15 protein-coding genes are annotated in these 19624 nt (G+C 70.8%); all 15 read left to right on the forward strand.

The features are described 5' to 3' along the window. The first annotated feature begins 8 nt into the window (after positions 1-8). Entirely contained in the window at positions 9-1574 is a 1566-nt protein-coding gene (locus P1K89_RS24610) for a Mur ligase family protein (protein ID WP_284619161.1), read from the forward strand. A 14-nt stretch (positions 1575-1588) separates the two neighbouring features. Further along, positions 1589-2974, forward strand: coding sequence for a UDP-N-acetylmuramoyl-tripeptide--D-alanyl-D-alanine ligase (locus P1K89_RS24615; protein WP_284619280.1), 1386 nt, complete (start codon positions 1589-1591; stop codon positions 2972-2974). Then, positions 2964-4142: a phospho-N-acetylmuramoyl-pentapeptide-transferase gene (mraY, locus tag P1K89_RS24620; RefSeq protein ID WP_284619162.1), complete on the forward strand. Its 1179-nt coding sequence runs from the start codon at positions 2964-2966 to the stop codon at positions 4140-4142. The genes P1K89_RS24615 and mraY overlap by 11 nt, the downstream gene beginning before the upstream one ends. After that, positions 4139-5908 (forward strand): UDP-N-acetylmuramoyl-L-alanine--D-glutamate ligase, encoded by a 1770-nt coding sequence (gene murD / locus P1K89_RS24625; protein WP_284619163.1) that lies wholly within the window; start codon positions 4139-4141, stop codon positions 5906-5908. Before mraY ends, murD begins: the two co-directional genes overlap by 4 nt. Before the next feature lie 70 nt (positions 5909-5978). Further along, positions 5979-7247: a putative lipid II flippase FtsW gene (gene ftsW, locus P1K89_RS24630; RefSeq protein WP_284619164.1), complete on the forward strand. Its 1269-nt coding sequence runs from the start codon at positions 5979-5981 to the stop codon at positions 7245-7247. Beyond that, complete coding sequence (gene murG, locus P1K89_RS24635; protein ID WP_284619281.1) at positions 7247-8320, forward strand: undecaprenyldiphospho-muramoylpentapeptide beta-N-acetylglucosaminyltransferase; 1074 nt, start codon at positions 7247-7249, stop codon at positions 8318-8320. The genes ftsW and murG overlap by 1 nt, the downstream gene beginning before the upstream one ends. Then, the gene (gene murC / locus P1K89_RS24640; protein WP_284619165.1) at positions 8317-9744 is read left to right on the forward strand and encodes a UDP-N-acetylmuramate--L-alanine ligase; all 1428 of its coding nucleotides are present in this window, start codon (positions 8317-8319) and stop codon (positions 9742-9744) included. Before murG ends, murC begins: the two co-directional genes overlap by 4 nt. Continuing rightward, the gene (locus P1K89_RS24645; protein ID WP_284619167.1) at positions 9741-10730 is read left to right on the forward strand and encodes a D-alanine--D-alanine ligase; all 990 of its coding nucleotides are present in this window, start codon (positions 9741-9743) and stop codon (positions 10728-10730) included. Before murC ends, P1K89_RS24645 begins: the two co-directional genes overlap by 4 nt. Before the next feature lies 1 nt (position 10731). Continuing rightward, positions 10732-11544 (forward strand): cell division protein FtsQ/DivIB, encoded by an 813-nt coding sequence (locus P1K89_RS24650; RefSeq protein WP_284619168.1) that lies wholly within the window; start codon positions 10732-10734, stop codon positions 11542-11544. Positions 11545-11556: 12 nt separating this feature from the next. Beyond that, on the forward strand, positions 11557-12789 hold the full coding sequence (ftsA, locus tag P1K89_RS24655) for a cell division protein FtsA (RefSeq protein WP_173132847.1): 1233 nt from the start codon (positions 11557-11559) through the stop codon (positions 12787-12789). Positions 12790-12873: 84 nt separating this feature from the next. Beyond that, positions 12874-14094: a cell division protein FtsZ gene (gene ftsZ, locus P1K89_RS24660; protein ID WP_284619169.1), complete on the forward strand. Its 1221-nt coding sequence runs from the start codon at positions 12874-12876 to the stop codon at positions 14092-14094. A 147-nt stretch (positions 14095-14241) separates the two neighbouring features. After that, positions 14242-14481, forward strand: coding sequence for a hypothetical protein (locus P1K89_RS24665; RefSeq protein ID WP_284619170.1), 240 nt, complete (start codon positions 14242-14244; stop codon positions 14479-14481). A gap of 86 nt (positions 14482-14567) precedes the next feature. Then, positions 14568-15803: a serine hydrolase domain-containing protein gene (locus tag P1K89_RS24670; protein ID WP_284619171.1), complete on the forward strand. Its 1236-nt coding sequence runs from the start codon at positions 14568-14570 to the stop codon at positions 15801-15803. 124 nt (positions 15804-15927) lie between these two features. Continuing rightward, positions 15928-18012, forward strand: coding sequence for a C2 family cysteine protease (locus tag P1K89_RS24675; RefSeq protein ID WP_284619172.1), 2085 nt, complete (start codon positions 15928-15930; stop codon positions 18010-18012). Between the two features lie 106 nt (positions 18013-18118). Continuing rightward, positions 18119-19612, forward strand: a complete 1494-nt coding sequence (locus P1K89_RS24680) for a protein adenylyltransferase SelO (protein WP_284619173.1) — start codon at positions 18119-18121, stop codon at positions 19610-19612. The last annotated feature ends 12 nt before the right edge of the window (positions 19613-19624 follow it).

Here is a 19624-nt window from a genome sequence, read left to right on the forward strand (position 1 = left end):
GCGCAAAGATGTTGACGCGCTTGAAGTCCCCCGAAGCCGCCGCGCGCTGGCTCACGGAGTGGGTCACCGGCACGCTGCGCACCGACAGCCGCCAGGTGCGGCCGGGTGACGCCTTCATCGCCTGGCCGGGTTATGCGACCGACGGCCGCAAGTTCGTCGCCGCCGCGCTGGCCGCGGGTGCATCGACCTGCCTGGTGGAGGACGACGGCATCGAGGCTTTCGGCTTCGACACCGACGGCCACGCCGGCTTCATCCACGGCAATGCGCGCATCGGCACGCTGCCGGCGTTGAAGGCCGCGACCGGGCCGATCGCCGCCGCCTATTTCAACCGGCCGAGCGAGCCGCTGCAGGTGCTGGCCGTCACCGGCACCAACGGCAAGAGCTCCACCGCGTGGTGGACCGCGCAGGCGCTGTCGCTGCTGGGGCGGCGCTGCGGCGTGGTCGGCACGCTCGGTATCGGCCAGCCGCCGCTGCCGGCGGGCGGCAAGGTGGGCGGGACGATGCCACCGGCCGGCTCGGTCGGCAGCGTGCAGTTCACCGGCCTGACGACGCCCGACCCGGTGATGCTGCAGGCCGCCTTCCGCCGCATGGTCGGCGAGGGCTACACGGCCTGCGCGATCGAGGCCTCGTCGATCGGCGTGGCCGAGCACCGCCTCGCCGGCACGAGCATCCGCGTCGCGCAGTTCACCAACTTCACCCGCGACCACCTGGACTACCACGGCGACATGGCCGCCTACTGGGCGAGCAAGCGCGCGCTGTTCGACTGGCCGGGGCTCGAAGCGGCGGTGATCAACATCGACGATGCGCAGGGCGCGCTGCTGGCCAACGAACTGAAGCGCACGACCTTGTCGCTGTGGACCGTGTCGGTCGGCGGCACCGGCCGCCTGGACGCGCAGAACCTGCGTTATGTCGACGGTGGCCTGGCCTTCGAGCTGGTCGAGGACGGCGCCGCCGTGCCGGTGCGCAGCACGCTGATCGGCGACTACAACGCCCACAACCTGCTCGGCGTGATCGCCGCGCTGCGCGCGACCGGCGTGCCGCTGGTGGATGCGGTCGCCGTCGTGCTGGCGCTGACGCCGGTGCCCGGCCGCATGCAGCGCGTGGCACCCGGCGCGACCGGCGTGCCCGAAGTGGTCGTCGACTATGCCCACACGCCCGACGCGCTGGAGAAAGCCGTCGCCGCGCTGCGTCCGCTGGCCGATGCCCGCGGCGGCCGGCTGTGGTGCGCCTTCGGCTGCGGCGGCAACCGCGACGCGAGCAAGCGCCCGCTGATGGGCGGCATCGCGAAGCGGCTGGCCGATCGCGTGGTGGTCACCAGCGACAACCCGCGCCATGAAGACCCGGCGGCAATCGTCGCGCAGATCGTCGAGGGCATCAGCGATCGAAGCGGCGTCGACGTGATCGTCGACCGCCGCGACGCGATCCACCACGCGCTGCAGGCCGCCGATGCGCGCGACGTCGTGCTGATCGCCGGCAAGGGCCACGAGGACTACCAGGAGATCGCCGGCGTCAAGCACGCCTTCTCCGACGTCGAGGTCGCGGCCGAGGCGCTGCGCGCGAAGGGAGCCGCGTGAGCGAGACCCTGCTGATGACCCTCGGCGACGCGCACGCGCTGCTGCCCGGCTCGGTGCTGGTCGGCGACGCCGCGACACCGATCGCCCGCGTGCACAGCGACACCCGCACGCTGCAGCCGGGCGACCTGTTCGTCGCGCTGCGCGGCGAGCGTTTCGACGCGCATGACTTCCTGCCGCAGGCGAAGACCGCCGGCGCCGCCGCGGCGCTGGCCGAACGCGGCCTGGCCGAAGCCGGCCTTGCCGGCCTGCAGGTCGCCGATTCGCTGGCCGCGCTGCAGCAGCTGGCCACCGCGTGGCGCGCGCGCCTGCACCTGCCGGTCATCGCGGTGGCCGGCAGCAACGGCAAGACCACCGTCACGCAGATGATCGGCGCGATCCTGCGCGCCTGGCGCGGCGAGGCCTCGCTGGCGACCGCCGGCAACCTGAACAACCACATCGGCGTGCCGCTGACGGTGTTGCGCCTGAAGCCCGCGCACGAGGTCGCGGTGATCGAGCTCGGCATGAACCACCCGGGCGAGATCGCCGAGCTCGCGCAGATCGCACAACCGACCGTCGCGGTGATCACCAACGCGCAGCGCGAGCACCAGGAATTCATGGCCACCGTCGAAGCCGTCGCGCTGGAGAACGGCGCGGCCATCGCTGCGCTGCCGGCCAGCGGCGTCGCGGTGTTTCCGGCCGACGATGCGCAGGCGCCCGTCTGGCACCGGCAGGCGGGAGCGCGCGGTCACCTGACGTTCGCGCTGCATGGCGAAGCGGACGTCGTCGACGACGCGCTCTGGGTCGACGACCACTGGGTGCTGCGGGTGAAGACCCCCGCTGGCCAGGCCGAGTTCATGCTGTACGCGGCCGGCGAGCACAACGTGCGCAATGCGCTCGCCGCCACCGCGGCCGCGCTGGCGGCCGGTGCGCCGCTGGAAGCGGTGATGCGCGGCTTGGAGCGCTTCCGCCCGGTGTCGGGCCGCTCGCAGGCCAGCACGATCGAGCTCGGCGGCCGCCGCATCACGCTGGTCAACGACAGCTACAACGCGAACCCCGATTCGATGCGCGCGGCGATCGCGCTGCTCGCATCGCTGCCGGGTCCGCACTGGTTGCTGTTCGGCGACATGGGCGAGGTCGGCGACCAGGGCGAGGCCTTCCATGCCGAGGTCGGCGCCCATGCGCGCGAACGCGGCATCGAGCATTTCTGGTGCGCCGGGTCGTCGATGGCGCACGCCGCGGCGGCCTATGGCGCCAACGCGCGCCACTTCGCCCGCGTCGAGGACCTGATCGCCGCGCTGCCGCAGGCCCCGGCCTGCGCCTCGGCGCTGGTCAAGGGCTCGCGCTTCATGGCGATGGAGCGCGTGGTCAAGGCCCTGCAGGCCGCCGCCGGCGCGACGACGGGAGGCCCCCATGCTGCTTAGCCTGTCGCAGTGGCTGGTGGCGCAGTACCCCGAGCTCGGCTTCCTGCGCGTCTTCCAGTACCTGACCTTCCGCGCGGTGATGTCGGCGATGACCGCGCTCTTGATCGGCCTGACCTTCGGTCCCTGGGTGATCCGCAAGCTCACCGAGCTGAAGATCGGCCAGCCGGTGCGTGCCTACGGCGTCGAGACGCACCTGAAGAAGCACGGCACCCCGACGATGGGCGGCGTGCTGATCCTGATCGGCATCGCGATCGCGACGCTGCTGTGGTTCGACTGGAGCAACCGATTCGTCTGGGTGGTGATGCTCGTGACCTTCGGCTTCGGCGCGGTGGGCTGGGTCGACGACTGGCGCAAGGTGGTGCACAAGAACCCCGAGGGCATGAGCTCGAAGGAGAAGTTCTTCTGGCAGTCGCTGATCGGGCTGCTCGCGGCGCTGTACCTCGCGTTCAGCGTGTCGGAGACCACCAACCTGCGCGTGCTCGAGCTCTTCATCCGCTGGGTGCAAAGCGGTTTCTCGAACGACCTGCCGCCCAAGGCCGACCTGATGCTGCCGTTCTTCAAGACGGTGAGCTACCCGCTGGGCGTGTTCGGCTTCATCGCGACCACCTACTTCGTGATCGTCGGCGCCAGCAACGCGGTGAACTTCACCGACGGCCTCGACGGGCTGGCCATCATGCCGGTGGTACTGGTCGGCTCGGCGCTGGGCATCTTCGCCTACATCGTCGGCAGCTCGGTCTATTCGAAGTACCTGCTGTTCCCGTACATCCCGGGCGCCGGCGAGCTGCTGATCTTCTGCGGCGCGCTGGCCGGCGCGGGCCTCGCGTTCCTGTGGTTCAACGCGCACCCGGCGCACGTGTTCATGGGCGACGTCGGCGCGCTGTCGCTCGGCGGCGCGCTCGGCACGATCGCGGTGATCACGCGCCAGGAGATCGTGCTCGGCATCATGGGCGGCGTCTTCGTCGCCGAGGTGCTGTCGGTGATGCTGCAGGTGGCGTGGTTCAAGTACACCAAGAAGACCACCGGCCAGGGCCGGCGCATCTTCAAGATGGCGCCGCTGCACCACCATTTCGAGAAGTCCGGCTGGACCGAGACGCAGGTCGTGATCCGCTTCTGGATCATCACGATGCTGCTGTGCCTGGTCGGCCTCGCGAGCCTCAAGTTGCGATGAAATTCCTCAAGGGTCGCACTGTGCTCGTGCTGGGACTCGGTGAATCCGGGCTGGCGATGGCGCGCTGGTGCGCGCGCTGCGGCGCGGACGTGACGGTGTGGGATTCGCGCGCGCAGCCGCCGCAGCTGGCGGCGCTGCAGGTCGAACTGCCGGCCGTGCGCTTCGTCAGTGGCGAGTTGTCGACCGCCGGCCTCGAGGACGTGCAACTGGTGCTGAAGAGCCCCGGCCTCGCGCCCGGAGATGCCAAGGTCGCGCCGCTGCTGCAGGCCGCGCGCGGGCTGGACATTCGCATCGCCGGCGAGCTCGACCTGTTCGCCCAGGCGCTCGCCGACCTGAAGGCCGAGCGGGGCTACGCGCCCAAGGTGCTGGCGATCACCGGCACCAACGGCAAGACGACGACCACCGCGATGACCGCGATGCTGGTCGAGCGCACCGGCAAGCGCGTCGCCGTGGCCGGCAACATCGGGCCGACGATGCTCGATACGCTGGCCGTGGCGCTCGACAAGGAGCCGGTGCCCGCGGTGCCCGACCAGCCGCCGCCGCCATCGCCCGCACCGGCGCCCGCGACCGAACCCGAGGCGCCGCCGGTGCCGGAAGCCCCCGGCACCGACGAGCCGTCCGTCGAGCAGCCGACCGAGCCCGACGAGGTCCAGCCAAGCAGCGGCGCGATGCCGCTGGACGATGACGACGCACCGCTGCAGCTCGCGCCGCCGCCACCGGCCGCGCCGGTGTTCGAATACCTGCCCGAGGTCTGGGTGCTGGAGCTGTCGAGCTTCCAACTCGACGGCGTGACCGGCTTCGAGCCCAGCGCCGCGACGGTGCTCAACGTCACCCAGGACCACCTCGACTGGCATGGCTCGATGGGCGCCTACGCGGCGGCGAAGGCCCGCATCTTCGGCCCGTCGTCCGACAGCAGCACGGTGATGGTGATCAACCGCGACGACGTGGCCGTCGAAGCGATGATCCCGGCGCCGGTGATGGTCAAGGGCGCACGCGGCCGGCCCGCGAAGGCGATCCACCGCAAGGTGATGCGTTTCGGCCTCGACGCGCCGCAGCGGCCCGGCGACTTCGGCCTGGTGATCGAGAACGGCATGGCCTGGCTGGTGCGGGCGCTGGAAGCCGACGAGACGGTGAAACGCCGCAAGGACGAGGCCGAGGAGATCCATCTGCAGCGCCTGATGCCGGCCGATGCGCTGCGCGTGCGCGGCCGCCACAACGCCGCCAATGCGCTGGCCGCGCTGGCGCTGGCCACCGCCATCGGCTGCCCGCTGGCGCCGATGCTGCACGGGCTGCGCGAATACGCCGGCGAGCCGCACCGCGTCGAGTACATCGGCACGATCGCCGACGTCGAGGCCTTCGACGACAGCAAGGGCACGAACGTCGGGGCCACCGTCGCCGCGCTCGAAGGCCTGGGCGCGGACAAGGCGCCGGGCAAGCTGATCGTGATCCTCGGTGGCGACGGCAAGGGCCAGGACTTCATGCCGCTGGCCGCGCCGATCGCACGTCATGCGCGTGCCGTCGCGTTGATCGGCCGCGATGCCGGCGCGATCGAGACGGCGATCGCCGAAACCGGCGTGCCGATGGTGCGCCACGGCACGCTCGAGGCCGCTGTGGGCTGGTGCTTCGAGCAGGCGCAAGCGGGCGACGCGGTGCTGCTGAGCCCGGCCTGCGCCAGCCTGGACATGTTCCGCAACTACGCCCACCGCGCCGAGGTCTTCGTGCAGGCGGTGCAGGCGCGCGCGGCGGACCGGGGAGAGGCCTTGTGAACGCCGCCGGGCCGCTCCCAAGGCGTTCGCTCCCCCTCGGGGGGACGGCGCGCAGCGCCAAGGGGGCCACATGAGCGCCGCGTTCGTGCAGCTCTTCAGCCTCGACGCCTGGCGCAGCCGGATCGCCGCCTGGCGCGGCGGCGACGAGGACGCGGCGGTGCCCATCCGCGACTGGACCGGCGCTTCCGACGGCCAGCCCACGCGCATCGCCGGCTTCGACCGCACGCTGGTCTGGCTGGTCGTGGGCCTGCTCGCGCTCGGGCTGGTGATGGTCTATTCGGCGAGCATCGCGCTGCCCGACAACCCGAAGTTCGCGCGTTATTCGCCGACGCACTTCCTGTCGCGCCACGCGCTGTTCATCGCCATCTCGGTGGCCGCCGCGCTGGCCGCGGTGCAGGTGCCGATCGCCGTCTGGGAGAAGTGCGCGCCCTGGCTCTTCGTCGCCGCGCTGCTGCTGCTGGCGGTGGTGCTGCTGCCGCATGTCGGCAAGGGCGTGAACGGTGCGCGGCGCTGGCTGCCGCTGGGGGTGATGAACTTCCAGCCCAGCGAGCTCGCCAAGCTGGCGATGGCGATGTACGCGGCCAGCTACATGGTGCGCAAGATGGACGTCAAGGAGCGCTTCTTCCAGGCCGTGTGGCCGATGGCGGTGGCGCTGGCCATCATCGGCCTGCTGCTGCTGGCCGAGCCCGACATGGGCGCGTTCATCGTCATCGCGGCCATCGCGCTCGGCATCCTGTTCCTCGGCGGCGTCAACGGCCGCATGTTCTTCTTGAGCGTCGCCGTGCTGGTCGGCGCCTTCGCGCTGATGATCGCGTCCAGCCCGTGGCGGCGCGAGCGCATCTTCGCGTTCCTGAACCCGTGGGACCCGGTGTACTCGCAGGGCAAGGGCTACCAGCTGACGCATTCGCTGATCGCCTTCGGCCGCGGCGAGTGGACCGGCCAGGGTCTCGGCGGCAGTGTCGAGAAGCTGCACTACCTGCCCGAGGCGCACACCGACTTCCTGATGGCGGTGATCGGCGAGGAGCTCGGCTTCATCGGCGTCGCGCTGGTCATCGTCGCCTTCTTCTGGCTGACGCGCCGGATCTTCGTCATCGGCCGCCAGGCGGTGATGCTCGACCGCGTCTTCGCCGGGCTGATGGTGCAGGGCATCGGCATCTGGATCGGCGGGCAGACGCTGATCAACCTGGGCGTGAACCTCGGCGCGCTGCCGACCAAGGGGCTGACCCTGCCGCTCTTGAGCTACGGCGGCTCGGCGATCCTGATGAACCTGGTCGCGCTGGCGATCGTCGTGCGGGTCGACGTCGAGAACCGCGTGCTGATGCGGGGAGGGCGCGCGTGATGCCCCACCTCGTGATCATGGCCGCCGGCACCGGCGGGCACATCATCCCCGGCCTGGCGGTCGCGCGCGAGGTGCAGCGCCGCGGCTGGACGGTCAGCTGGCTGGGCACGCGCACCGGCATGGAAAACAAGCTGGTGCCGCCGGCCAAGATCCCGCTCGATGCGATCGGCTTCAGCGGCCTGCGCGGCAAGGGCCTGCTGCACACGATGACCGGCGGGCTGCGGCTGCTGAAGGCCTTCTGGGATTGCATCGGCATCCTGCGCCGGCGCGGCGCCGACGCGGTGCTGGGCATGGGCGGCTACGTGTGCTTCCCCGGCGGCCTGATGGCCTCGCTGCTGAACAAGCCGCTGATGCTGGTGAACGCCGACGCGGCCTTGCTGCTGTCGAACAAGGCGCTGCTGCCGGTGGCCGACCGCATCGCATTCGGCTTCGACGGCCCGGCGGCGCAGGTCAAGCGCGGCATCGTCACCGGCAACCCGGTGCGCGCCGAGATCGAAGGCATGGCCGCGCCGGATCAGCGTTATGCGGGTCGGTCGGGCCCGCTGAAGCTGCTGGTCGTCGGCGGCAGCCTGGGCGCGCAGGTGCTGAACCAGACCGTGCCGCCGGCGATCGCCGCGCTGCCGGCCGACGCGCGCCCGCAGATCATCCACCAGACCGGTGCCGCGCAGCTGGAGCAGGTCAAGGCCGCCTATGCGCAGGCCGGCCTAGCCGCCGAGGTGCTGCCCTTCATCGACGACATGGCCGCGCGGCTGGCCGACTGCGACCTGATCGTCTGCCGCGCCGGCGCAGTGACGGTCAGCGAGCTCTGCGCCGCCGGGGTGCCGGGCATCCTGGTGCCGCTGGTCGTCAACACCACCTCGCACCAGCGCGACAACGCCGAGCACCTGGCCCGACACGGCGCGGCGATCCACCTGCCGCAGGCCGAGCTGAGCTCGCGCACGCTGGCCGAGAAGCTGCAGGCGCTCGACCGCACGCAGCTGCTGCAGATGGCCAACGCCGCGCGTGCGCTGGCCAGGCCACAAGCGGCTGAACGTGTCGCCGACGAGCTCGAACGACTGGTGGCGACGTCATGAAGCACGCCATCCGCCACATCCACTTCGTCGGCATCGGCGGCGCCGGCATGAGCGGCATCGCCGAGATCCTGCACAACCTCGGCTACACGGTGTCGGGCAGCGACATCGCCGACAGCGCGACCGCGCGCCGGCTGGGCGACCTCGGCATTCGCGTCTTCATCGGCCATGAGGCCGCGCACATCGAAGGCGCAGGCGCGGTGGTCACGAGCACGGCGGTGAAGGCCGACAACCCCGAGGTGCTCGCCGCGCGCGCGAAGCGCATCCCGGTGGTGCCGCGCGCGGTGATGCTGGCCGAGCTGATGCGCATGAAGCAGGGCATCGCGATCGCCGGCACGCACGGCAAGACGACGACGACCTCGCTGGTGACCAGCGTGCTCGCCGCGGCCGGCGTCGACCCGACCTTCGTGATCGGCGGCAAGCTCAATGCCGCCGGCGCCAACTCGCGCCTCGGCTCGGGCGACTACATCGTCGTCGAGGCGGACGAGAGCGATGCGTCCTTCCTGAACCTGCTGCCGGTGATGAGCGTCGTGACCAACATCGACGCCGACCACATGGACACCTACGGCCACGACGTCGGCCGGCTCAAGGCCGCGTTCGTCGACTTCCTGCACCGCATGCCGTTCTACGGCGCGGCCATCATCTGCACCGACGACCCCGGCGTGCAGTCCATCGTGCCGCTGATCGAGCGGCCGGTGATCGGCTACGGCTTCAACGACGAGGCGCAGGTGCGCGCGGTGAACGTGCAGGCGCTCGAAGGTGGGCAGATGCGCTTCAGCTGCCTGCGCAGCGAGAACGGTCACGCCGCGATGCCGGCGCTGGACGTCACCTTGAACCTGCCCGGCGAGCACAACGTGCGCAATGCGCTGGCGGCCATCGCGGTGGCCACAGAGCTGCAGCTGCCGGACGCGGCGATCGTCCAGGCGCTGGCCGAGTTCAGCGGTGTCGGCCGGCGCTTCCAGCGCTACGGCGACTGGCCGGTCAGCGCCGAAAACGGCGGCGGCACCTTCACGCTGATCGACGACTATGGCCACCACCCGGTCGAGATGGCCGCGGTGATCGCGGCGGCGCGCGGTGCCTTCCCGGGCCGCCGCCTCGTGCTGGCCTTCCAGCCGCACCGCTACACCCGCACGCGCGACTGCTTCGAAGACTTCGTCAAGGTGATGGGCAGCGCCGACGCCGTGCTGCTGACCGAGGTCTATGCCGCAGGCGAAGCGCCGATCGTCGCCGCCGACGGCCGTTCGCTGGCGCGTGCGTTGCGCGTGGCCGGCAAGGTCGACCCGGTGTTCGTCGACGACGTCGCGCAGCTGCCTGCCGTGATCGTCGAGCAGGCGCGTGGCGGCGACGTGGTGATCGCGATGGGCGCCGGCTCGATCGGCGCGGTGCCGGGCAAGGTGGTCGAGATGATGCAAGGAGGCACGCCATGAGCGGCTCCATCGATACGAAGGCCCTCGGCAAGACCGCGGTGCTGATGGGCGGCACCAGCGCCGAGCGCGAGGTGTCCTTGATGTCAGGCTCCGGCGTGCTGCACGCGCTGAAGTCGCAGGGTGTCGACGCCTACGCGTTCGACCCGGCGACACGCGAGCTCGCCGAGCTGAAGCGCGAAGGTTTCCAGCGCGTGTTCATCGCGCTGCACGGCCGCCATGGCGAGGACGGCTGCGTGCAGGGTGCGCTGGAGCTGCTGGGCCTGCCCTACACCGGCTCCGGCGTGATGGCCTCGGCGCTGTGCATGGACAAGACCATGACCAAGCGCATCTTCGTCGCCGAGGGTCTGCCGACGCCGCGCTGGTTGTGGCTGGGCGCGGCCGACCTGGCCCGCGAGCGCATCCGCACGATTCCCGACGAGCTCGGCCTGCCGCTGATCGTCAAGCCGCCGCGCGAGGGTTCGTCGATCGGCATCACGAAGGTCGAAGGCTATTCGGACATGGCCGAGGCCGTGAAGCTGGCGACGCAGTACGACCCCGACCTGCTCTGCGAGGAGTTCATCGACGGCGAGGAAGTCACCTGCCCGGTGCTGGGCGCCGGCGACACCGCGCACGCGCTGCCGGTGATCCGCATCGTCGCGCCCGAGGGCAACTACGACTACCAGCACAAGTACTTCACCGACGACACGCACTACCTCGTGCCCAGCGGCCTGCCCGAGGCCGAGGAGCGCGAGATCCAGCGCCTCGTGGTGCACGCCTACCGCGCGCTCGGCTGCCGCGGCTGGGGCCGCGCCGACCTGATGATCCGCAAGTCGGACCGCCAGCCCTTCCTGCTCGAGATGAACACCTCGCCGGGCATGACGGGTCACTCGCTGGTGCCGATGTCCGCCAAGGCCGCCGGCATGAGCTACGAGCAGCTGTGCGTTCATCTGCTGGCCGCCGCCACGCTGGACGGCGCGCGTCCGGCCACGACGGGAGCCCCAGCCTGACATGGCCCGCGCCAAAGCCACTGCCGCGATGATGCCGGTGCCGCTGCCGCCCGACGTGCGGCTGATGCAGTCGGCCGCCCAGGCGCTCGCCGTGCTGGCGGGCATCGCCATCGGTGCCGCGCTGGTGATGTGGATCGTGCGCCTGCCGGTGTTCGCGCTGCGCAGCATCTCGGTCGAAGGCGAGGTCGCGCGCAACAGCGCCAGCACGATCCGCGCGAACGCGGCGCCCAAGCTCGCCGGCAACTTCTTCACGATGGACCTGCAGCGCGCGCGCGCTGCCTTCGAGGCCGTGCCCTGGGTGCGCCATGCGGTGGTGCGCCGCATCTGGCCGAACCGGCTCGCGGTGACCCTGGAAGAGCACCGTGCCGCGGCGCTGTGGAGCGCCGACGACGGCAATCACAAGCTCGTCAACAACCACGGCGAAGTCTTCGAGGCCAACCTGGGCGACGTCGAGGACGACGCGCTGCCGCGCTTCGCCGGCCCCGAGGGCAGCGCGCCGCAGATGCTGGCGCTGTACCGCCGCCTGCAGCCGGCGCTGCAGCCGCTGGACGAGGGCGACGTCGAGCGCCTGGCGCTGTCGGGCCGCGGCTCGTGGCGCGCCGAGCTCGACAGCGGCGCCGCGATCGAGCTCGGCCGCGGCAGCGACGACGAGGTCCTCGCGCGTGCCGAACGTTTCGTGCGCACGCTGCGCCAGGTCACCGATCACTACCAGCGCCCCTTGCAGTACGCCGACCTGCGGCACCCGGACGGTTATGCCGTGCGACTGAAAGGCGTCACCACCGTGCTGCCGAAAGAACCGGCCCGAAAGCGATAACACAGCATCACCATGGCCAAGGAATACAAGGATCTCGTCGTCGGGCTGGACATCGGCACCGCCAAGGTGATGGTCGTCGCCGCGGAGGTGATGCCGGGCGGCGAGCTGCGCCTGGCAGGCCTGGGCGTCGCGCCGACGCATGGCCTGAAGCGCGGCGTCGTCGTCAACATCGACGCCACGGTGCAGAGCATCCAGCAGGCGCTGAAGGAGGCCGAGATGATGGCGGCCTGCAAGATCGAGCGCGTCTACACCGGCATCACCGGCAGCCACATCCGTGGCCAGAACTCCACCGGCATGGTGATCGTGCGCGACAACCGCGAGGTGTCGACGACGGACGTCAACCGCGTCGTCGAGACCGCCAAGGCCATCAACATTCCGAACGACCAGCGGCTGCTGCTCGTCGAGCCCCAGGAGTTCATCATCGATGGGCACGAGGTGAAGGAGCCGATCGGCATGAGCGGCAGCCGGCTCGAAGTCAAGGTGCACATCGTGACCGGGGCCCAGAGCGCCGCCGAGAACATCCTCAAGTGCGTGCGCCGCTGCGGCCTCGAAGTCGAACGGCTGGTGCTGAACCCCAGCGCCAGCGCGGCCGCGGTGCTGACCGAGGACGAGAAGGACCTCGGCGTCGCCGTCGTCGACATCGGCGCCGGCACCACCGACGTCTCGATCTACACCGACGGCTCGGTGCGCCACACGGCGGTGATCCCGATCGCCGGGGACCTCATCACCAGCGACATCGCGATGGCGCTGCGCACGCCGACCAAGGACGCCGAGGAGATCAAGGTCGAGTACGGCGTCGCGAAGCAGCTGCTCGCCGACCCGAGCGAGAACCTGGAAGTGCCGGGCCTCGGCGACCGCGCGCCGCGCATGTTGAGCCGCCAGGCGCTGTCGGGCGTGATCGAGCCGCGCGTCGAGGAGATCTATTCGCTGGTGCACCAGGTGATCCGCGAGTCCGGCTACGAGGAGCTCCTGTCCTCCGGCATCGTGATCACCGGCGGTTCGGCGGTGATGCCGGGCATGGTCGAGCTCGGCGAGGACATCTTCCTGAAGCCCGTTCGCAAGGGTCTGCCGACCTACAACGGGCCGTTGTTCGACATGGTGGCCAACCCGCGGTCGGCCACGGTGATGGGCTTGCTGGAGGAAGCCCGCATGGCGCGCGCAAGAGGCATCAAGGCTGCGGCCCAGGCGGGTTCGGTGCAGACCTTCTTCGGCCGCGCGAAGGACTGGTTCTTGGGAAATTTCTAACAGGGATGGTCAACGTCCCGTGCTCTTTGAACGTCACTACGTTTTACCCATTGGCAACTGCTTGCGAAGACTAGGAGGTTCCACATGCCTATCGAGATGATCGAAGAATTCGACCAGGGCACCCGCATCAAGGTGGTCGGCGTCGGCGGCGGCGGCGGCAATGCCGTCGAGCACATGATCACGCAGGGGGTGCAGGGCGTCGAATTCGTCTGCGCGAACACCGACGCGCAGGCGCTCAACCGCTCGAGCGCGCACACGCTGATCCAGCTCGGCGACAACGGCCTCGGCGCCGGCGGCAAGCCCGAGAAGGGCAAGGCGGCGGCCGAAGAAGCCGAGGGCCGCGTGCGCCAGTCGCTCGAAGGCGCGCACATGGTCTTCATCACCGCCGGCATGGGCGGCGGCACCGGCACGGGCGCGGCACCGATCATCGCGCGTGTCGCGAAGGAGATGGGCATCCTGACGGTCGGCGTCGTGACCAAGCCCTTCGAGTTCGAAGGCGGCCGCCGCATGAAGCAGGCCGACGTCGGCACCACCGAGCTCGAGGCGAACGTCGACAGCCTGATCGTCGTGCTGAACGAGAAGCTGCTCGAGGTGCTGGGCGACGACGTCACGCAGGACCAGGCCTTCGCGCATGCCAACGACGTGCTGAAGAACGCCGTCGGCGGCATCAGCGACATCATCCACATGCACGGCCTCGTCAACGTCGACTTCGAGGACGTGAAGACGGTGATGAGCGAGCCCGGCAAGGCGATGATGGGCACGGCGATCGCCGGTGGCCCGGACCGCGCCAACAAGGCGGCCGAGCTGGCGGTGGCCTGCCCGCTGCTCGAAGGCATCGACCTGTCGGGCGCGCGCGGCGTGCTGGTGCTGATCGCGGCGAACAAGAACAACTTCAAGTTGAACGAGAGCAAGGCCGCGATGAACACGATCCGCCGCTACGCCGCGGAGGATGCGCACATCATCTACGGCGCCGCCTACGACGAGACGCTGGGCGACCAGCTGCGCGTCACGGTGATCGCCACCGGCCTGTCGCGCTCCAACAGCAAGCCGCAGGCCGCGCCGCTGACGGTGGTGCAGCCGACCGCCGCGCATGCGCTGCGCACCGGCACCGACAACCTGCCGATCCTCAACAACGTCGCGCAGCCCGGGCCCGCCCAGGCGCAGGCGCACGACTACTCGGGCCTGTCGACGCCCAGCGTGTGGCGTTCGGCGCGCACGCAGGCGGCGGCCAAGGTCGAGGCGCTGAGCTCGAACGGCATGGACGAGATCGAGATCCCGGCGTTCCTGCGCAAGCAGGCCGACTGATTTGGACCACCCCCGAAGCGCCTCCGGCGAGGCCCCCTCGGCCTCCGGCCTCTCCCCCTCAAGGGGGCCACCCCAGCGGACCGGCAGAGCCGGCTCCGCGGCGTGTGCTTGGCCTGAGCGGCACTTCGGTCGTGGGGGGGACCGACCATGACAACCTCGACAGACCCGTCGTGTCGCTTCGAGCTGCGCTTCGTCGCAACCCAGGCGGACGGCCATGACTTCGCCTTCCCGTGCGACCAGCACGGCCGCGTCGACCTCGACGCGCTGCCCGAGCGCGAGCGCACCGAATACTTCTTCGCGCGCGCGCTGATCGGCCGCGATGTCGCGCGCCCCGTGGTGGTGGCGCTGCAGGAGACGCCGGTGGAGATCGTCAAGCGCGCTGCCTGAAGCACACGCCGCTCGAGCCGGGCACGCGCCACGCCTGACGCGCTACCCTCTCGCTTCGAACGACCTGTGTCGTCGGAGGAGACGGGATGAAGCTGAAGAAGGTCCTGGTTGGCCTGCTGGCCATCGTGGCGGTGGCCGCCACCGCGGGTTGGTTCAGCCTGCACAAGGATGCACGCGCGGTGGTGGCGACGATGCCGACCAACCGCGACCTGCTGTTCTGGAGCCAGCCGCAGCGCGATGCCGCGTTCCGCGCGCTCGATCGCCTGCCGCTGCTGGCGAAGGTGCGCGACATCCCGGCCGGGAGCACGCCGCTGCCGCTGCCGCCGGGCCCGCCGCTGAAGCTGCCGCTCGACGTCGATGCCTACATGGCCGGCCAGCGCAGCGCCGCGCTGCTGGTGCTGCACGACGGCCGATTGCGGCTCGAGCGCTACGGGCTCGGCTTCGATGCCAGCGGCCGCTGGACCAGCTTCTCGGTGGCCAAGTCGATGACCTCGACTCTCGTCGGCGCGGCGCTGCGCGACGGCCACATCCGCAGCATGGACGACAAGGTCAGCGACTACATCCCGGCGATGAAGGGCTCGGCCTACGACGCGGTCAGCATCCGCCAGCTGCTGACGATGACCTCCGGCGTGCAGTGGAACGAGGACTACGCCGACCCGAAGTCGGACGTTGCGCTGTTCAACAAGCACGAGCCCGAGCCCGGCGTCGACGCGCTGGTGAGCTACCTGCGCCGGCTGCCGCGCGCCGCACCACCCGGCGAGCGCTGGCTCTACAGCACCGGCGAGACCAACCTCGTCGGCATCCTGGTGAGCCAGGCGACGAAGCGGCCGCTGGCGGACTACCTGTCCGAGAAGGTCTGGAAGCCGGCCGGCATGGAACAGCAGGCCACCTGGATCCTGAACAAGACCGGCCAGGAGATCAGCGGCTGCTGCGTGCAGGCCGCGGCCAGGGATTTCGTGCGTTATGGCCAGTTCATCCTGAACGGCGCCCGCGTGAACGGACAGGCCATCGTGCCCGACGGCTGGCTCGCCGAGGCGACCAGCGAACGCACCGGCATCGGCCAGCCCGGCCGCGGCTACGGCTACCAGTGGTGGACCTACGCCGATGGCACCTTCGCCGCGCGCGGCATCTTCGGCCAGGGCCTGTTCATCGATCCGAAGCGCAAGCTGGTGATCGCGTCGAACGCCAACTGGGCCGGCGGCGCGCGCGATCGCACGGCCAGTGCCGCGCGCGAGGACTTCTACCGCGCGGTGCAGCGGGCGGTCGATGAGGAAACGGGCGGCGGTGTGGCGACCGGTGCGGCCGCCAGTGCAGCGAAGTAAGCCCGAGCATCGCGCCGAACGCCTTCCACTTTTTGCACATTTCACTTGTGGGCGGCCTCGCCCGGGGGGATAGTGCGCCTCCCCGGCTCGCACGCGTCGAGCTGCCCACGCGAGGAGATGTCCCATGGCGATCGAACAGGTCGAGGTTCTCGAACCGCATGCCCGCCACATCGGCAGCGCGATGCTGGTGATCACCGCCGACGGCAGCTGGGCCGTCGGCACGACGATGGGCAATGCCGTCAAGGTCTCGTTGGGCGACACGACGTCAATCACCGACGAGACGTTCGCGTTCTCTGCCGTCGCGGTCGAGAAGGACGGCGCCGGCTACCGCCTGTTCGTGCGCAGCGACGCCGACGAAGACATGATCGTGCAGGTCGCCCTCGACGCGCAGGGCCGCGCCGACGCGGCATCGCTGGCGGTGCTGCAGGGTGCGTCGCTGTACGCGGCGGAAGAGCAGTACAAGCTCGACCTCAACGACAGCGGCGGCTTCGGCCAGGGCGACGTGCTGCTGCAAGGCGGCGCGGTGAACCTCTACGTCAACGAGCTGGGGCATTACCGCGTCGGCGACGGCAGCGGCAGCGCGACCACGCTGACGGTCGGTGGCGTCCCGCTCGACGACCAGTTGCTGGCGGCCGGCACCGAGATCGTCGAGGTGGTGGCGCAGGCCGGCGGCGGCTGGCGGCTGTTCACCGAGGATGCGACCGGCACGGTGTTCGAGGCCATCGTCGCGGCCAGCGGGGCGGTCGGCGCCGGCAGCGCGGTCACCGGTGCCGCGCTCGATGCGCTGGAGCAGCAACTGGGCGTCGACATCGACGGCGACAACGACCTGCCGGCGCCCGCCGGCTGGACCAGCATCATCCAGACGCCGTCGCTGCGCACGGCGATCGAGCAGGCGCTGAGCTCGGCGCCGGGCCAGGCCGCGGCGCTGGCGCCGGACGGCGCGGGCCCGGTGTCCGTCCCGCTCGCCGATGCGCCGAACACGATGACGCATGCCGAGCTGGTGAACATGCTGCGCGGCATCGTCAGCGCGCACCGCGCCAACAACAATGTGCCGATCACCGCGCAGGAAGTGGCCGACCTGCAGGCACTGGCCGCGCGTGGCACTGCGGCTTTCGCCGGCAACGGGGCGGCGGCCGAATACCTGTCGTATGTCTTCTCGCGCCTCGTCGAGGGCTCCGAGGCCAACCGCTTCTACAACGGCGGCAGCGCGCAGCGCAGCGAGCTCGGCAGCCTGGCCGCAGGCTCGTCGGTCGACCAGTTCGAGAAGCTGATCGACAAGTGGCTGCTCGGTGGCGACATGCCGGGCGCCACCACCGCCGGCGACTCGGCCACCGGCGCGGCGAAGGCGGTGGTCGCGACCTATGCGAAGTCCAGCGGCGCGCTGTTCGTCGACGGCATCGCGCTGTCCGACGTCAACCAGGGCACGGCGGGTGACTGCTACCTGATCGCGGCGATCGGCGGCCTCGCGGCCACCAAGCCGACGGCGCTGGAGACGCTGTTCGTCGAGAACGGCACCGTCGGCGGCTCGCGCAGCTGGGGCGTGCGCCTGTTCGATGCGCAGGGCAACGCGCACTGGGTGACGGTCAACGACATGCTGCCGGTCCCCGAGGCCGGTGCGTCGACGGTGGCCTATGCCGGATCGGCGAACAAGGACCTCAACGGCGAGATCTGGGTGCCGCTGCTGGAGAAAGCCTACGCCCAGGCCAACACGCTGGGCATCCTGCCGCGCGCCGAGAGCCGCGGCCAGAACACCTACGCGGCCATCGAGGGCGGGCAGGGTGATCCGCTGGGCGCGCTGGTGAAGAGCCGCGTGCTCGCCACCGCCGACCCCGGCAGCAGCTACGGCGACAACGGCTACATCACGGCCTTCCCGATGGACCGCACCGATCCCGCGGTGCGCGCGCAGCTCGAGGCCATCCTCGCGTCGGTGCTGAACGCCGGCAAGGTGGTCTGGCTCGGCGTGACGACGAGCTTCAAGGACGGCTTCGAGAACCAGCTGCTGGTCGGCAGCCATGCCCACTTCATCATCGACGCGAACCCGAACGACCCGAACAACACCGACGTGCTGGTCTACAACCCCTGGGGCCTGTCGGCGTTGCCGACGCCCCCCGGGCCGGCACCCGGCAACTTCGTCAGCCCGGCGACGATGACGATCGCGCAGCTGGTGGGCATCGCGGGCCTGGACTTCATGGCGCTGGAAGGGGGCTGAAGCCGCGGCACGACAGGCCCGCCCGGACAGGGGTCGGGCGCCGCGGGGCATGATGCGGCGGTGTGCCGGCACTTCCTTTGCCGGCAGCCGCCTCGAAAGCCCCGTCGTGACCGAACCCGCCCTGCGCCCGCTCTTCCACTTCGACAACAGCTACGCCCGCGACCTGCCCGGCTTGGCCGTGCCCTGGCAGCCGCGCCGGGTCGACGCGCCGTCGCTGCTGTGGTTCAACCGCGCGCTGGCCGAGGAGCTGCAGCTCGATGCCGAGGCGCTCGCCGGCGAACGCGGCGCGGCGATCTTCGGCGGCAACGAGGTGCCCGAAGGCGCGACGCCGATCGCGCAGGCCTACGCCGGCCACCAGTTCGGCGGCTTCTCCCCTTCGCTGGGGGACGGGCGTGCGCTGCTGCTGGGCGAGGTGCTCGACCGCCACGGCCGGCGTCGTGACATCGCGTTCAAGGGCTCGGGCCCGACGCCGTTCTCGCGCGGCGGCGATGGCCGCGCGGCCGTCGGCCCGGTGCTGCGCGAGGTGATCATCGGCGAGGCGCTGCAGGCCCTGGGCATCCCGACCACGCGCGCGCTGGCCGCGGTGGCCACCGGCGAGCCGGTGTTCCGCGAGGGCACGCTGCCGGGCGCGGTGCTGACGCGCGTCGCCGCCAGCCACCTGCGCGTCGGCACCTTCCAGTTCTTCGCCGCGCGGGGCGACATCGACAAGCTGCGCCTGCTGGCCGACCATGCGATCGCGCGCCACGACCCGCAGCTGGCCGGCGACCCCGATCGCTACATGGGCCTGCTGCGCGCGGTGGCCGAGCGCCAGGCGGCGCTGATCGCGCGCTGGATGCATGTCGGCTTCATCCATGGCGTGATGAACACCGACAACATGACGATCTCCGGCGAGTCGATCGACTTCGGGCCCTGCGCCTTCATGGAGGCGCATGACCCCGATGCGGTGTTCAGCTCGATCGACACGCACGGGCGCTATGCCTACGCCAACCAGCCGCTGATCGCACGCTGGAACCTCGCGCGGCTGGCCGAGGCGTTGCTGCCGCTGGTCGACGCCGACGACCCGCAGCGCGCCGTCGCCGGCGCCACCGACGTCATCGACAGCTTCCCGGCGCTGTACGACCGCCACTGGCTGACCGGCGCGCGCGCCAAGCTCGGGCTGGCGCGCGGCGACGACGGCGACCAGGCGCTCGCCGACGACTGGCTCGCGCTGCTGCAGTCGCAGGCGGTCGACCACACGCTGGCATGGCGTTACCTGGCCGATGCCGCCGACGGCGACGGCCCGAAGCTGCAGGCGCTGTTCGAGGACGCGCGGCCGCTGCACGAGTGGCTGGCGCGCTGGCGCGCACGCGCGCAGGCCGAATCGTCGATGCCGGCGCAGCGCGCGGCGGCGATGCGGCGCGCCAGCCCGCTGTACATCGCGCGCAACCACCACGTCGAAGACGCCCTGCGCGCCGCCAGTGCCGATGGCAACCTGCAGCCGCTGCACGCGCTGCTCGCCGTGTTGGCGCAACCCTTCGACGAGCGGCCGGGGCTCGAGGCCTATGCGATGCCGGCGCCGCCCGAAGTCACGGCGCATTACCGCACGTTCTGCGGCACCTGAAGGCGCCGCCCC

Origin of the sequence: Aquabacterium humicola (assembly GCF_030167915.1) — a bacterium.
GTDB classification, from domain to species: domain Bacteria; phylum Pseudomonadota; class Gammaproteobacteria; order Burkholderiales; family Burkholderiaceae_C; genus Pseudaquabacterium; species Pseudaquabacterium humicola.

Coding starts and splice junctions, on each gene's coding strand:
- P1K89_RS24610 (WP_284619161.1), top strand. CDS start 9: ATGTTGACGCGCTTGAAGTCCCCCGAAGCCGCCGCGCGCTGGCTCACG.
- P1K89_RS24615 (WP_284619280.1), top strand. CDS start 1,589: ATGACCCTCGGCGACGCGCACGCGCTGCTGCCCGGCTCGGTGCTGGTC.
- mraY (WP_284619162.1), top strand. CDS start 2,964: ATGCTGCTTAGCCTGTCGCAGTGGCTGGTGGCGCAGTACCCCGAGCTC.
- murD (WP_284619163.1), top strand. CDS start 4,139: ATGAAATTCCTCAAGGGTCGCACTGTGCTCGTGCTGGGACTCGGTGAA.
- ftsW (WP_284619164.1), top strand. CDS start 5,979: ATGAGCGCCGCGTTCGTGCAGCTCTTCAGCCTCGACGCCTGGCGCAGC.
- murG (WP_284619281.1), top strand. CDS start 7,247: ATGCCCCACCTCGTGATCATGGCCGCCGGCACCGGCGGGCACATCATC.
- murC (WP_284619165.1), top strand. CDS start 8,317: ATGAAGCACGCCATCCGCCACATCCACTTCGTCGGCATCGGCGGCGCC.
- P1K89_RS24645 (WP_284619167.1), top strand. CDS start 9,741: ATGAGCGGCTCCATCGATACGAAGGCCCTCGGCAAGACCGCGGTGCTG.
- P1K89_RS24650 (WP_284619168.1), top strand. CDS start 10,732: ATGGCCCGCGCCAAAGCCACTGCCGCGATGATGCCGGTGCCGCTGCCG.
- ftsA (WP_173132847.1), top strand. CDS start 11,557: ATGGCCAAGGAATACAAGGATCTCGTCGTCGGGCTGGACATCGGCACC.
- ftsZ (WP_284619169.1), top strand. CDS start 12,874: ATGCCTATCGAGATGATCGAAGAATTCGACCAGGGCACCCGCATCAAG.
- P1K89_RS24665 (WP_284619170.1), top strand. CDS start 14,242: ATGACAACCTCGACAGACCCGTCGTGTCGCTTCGAGCTGCGCTTCGTC.
- P1K89_RS24670 (WP_284619171.1), top strand. CDS start 14,568: ATGAAGCTGAAGAAGGTCCTGGTTGGCCTGCTGGCCATCGTGGCGGTG.
- P1K89_RS24675 (WP_284619172.1), top strand. CDS start 15,928: ATGGCGATCGAACAGGTCGAGGTTCTCGAACCGCATGCCCGCCACATC.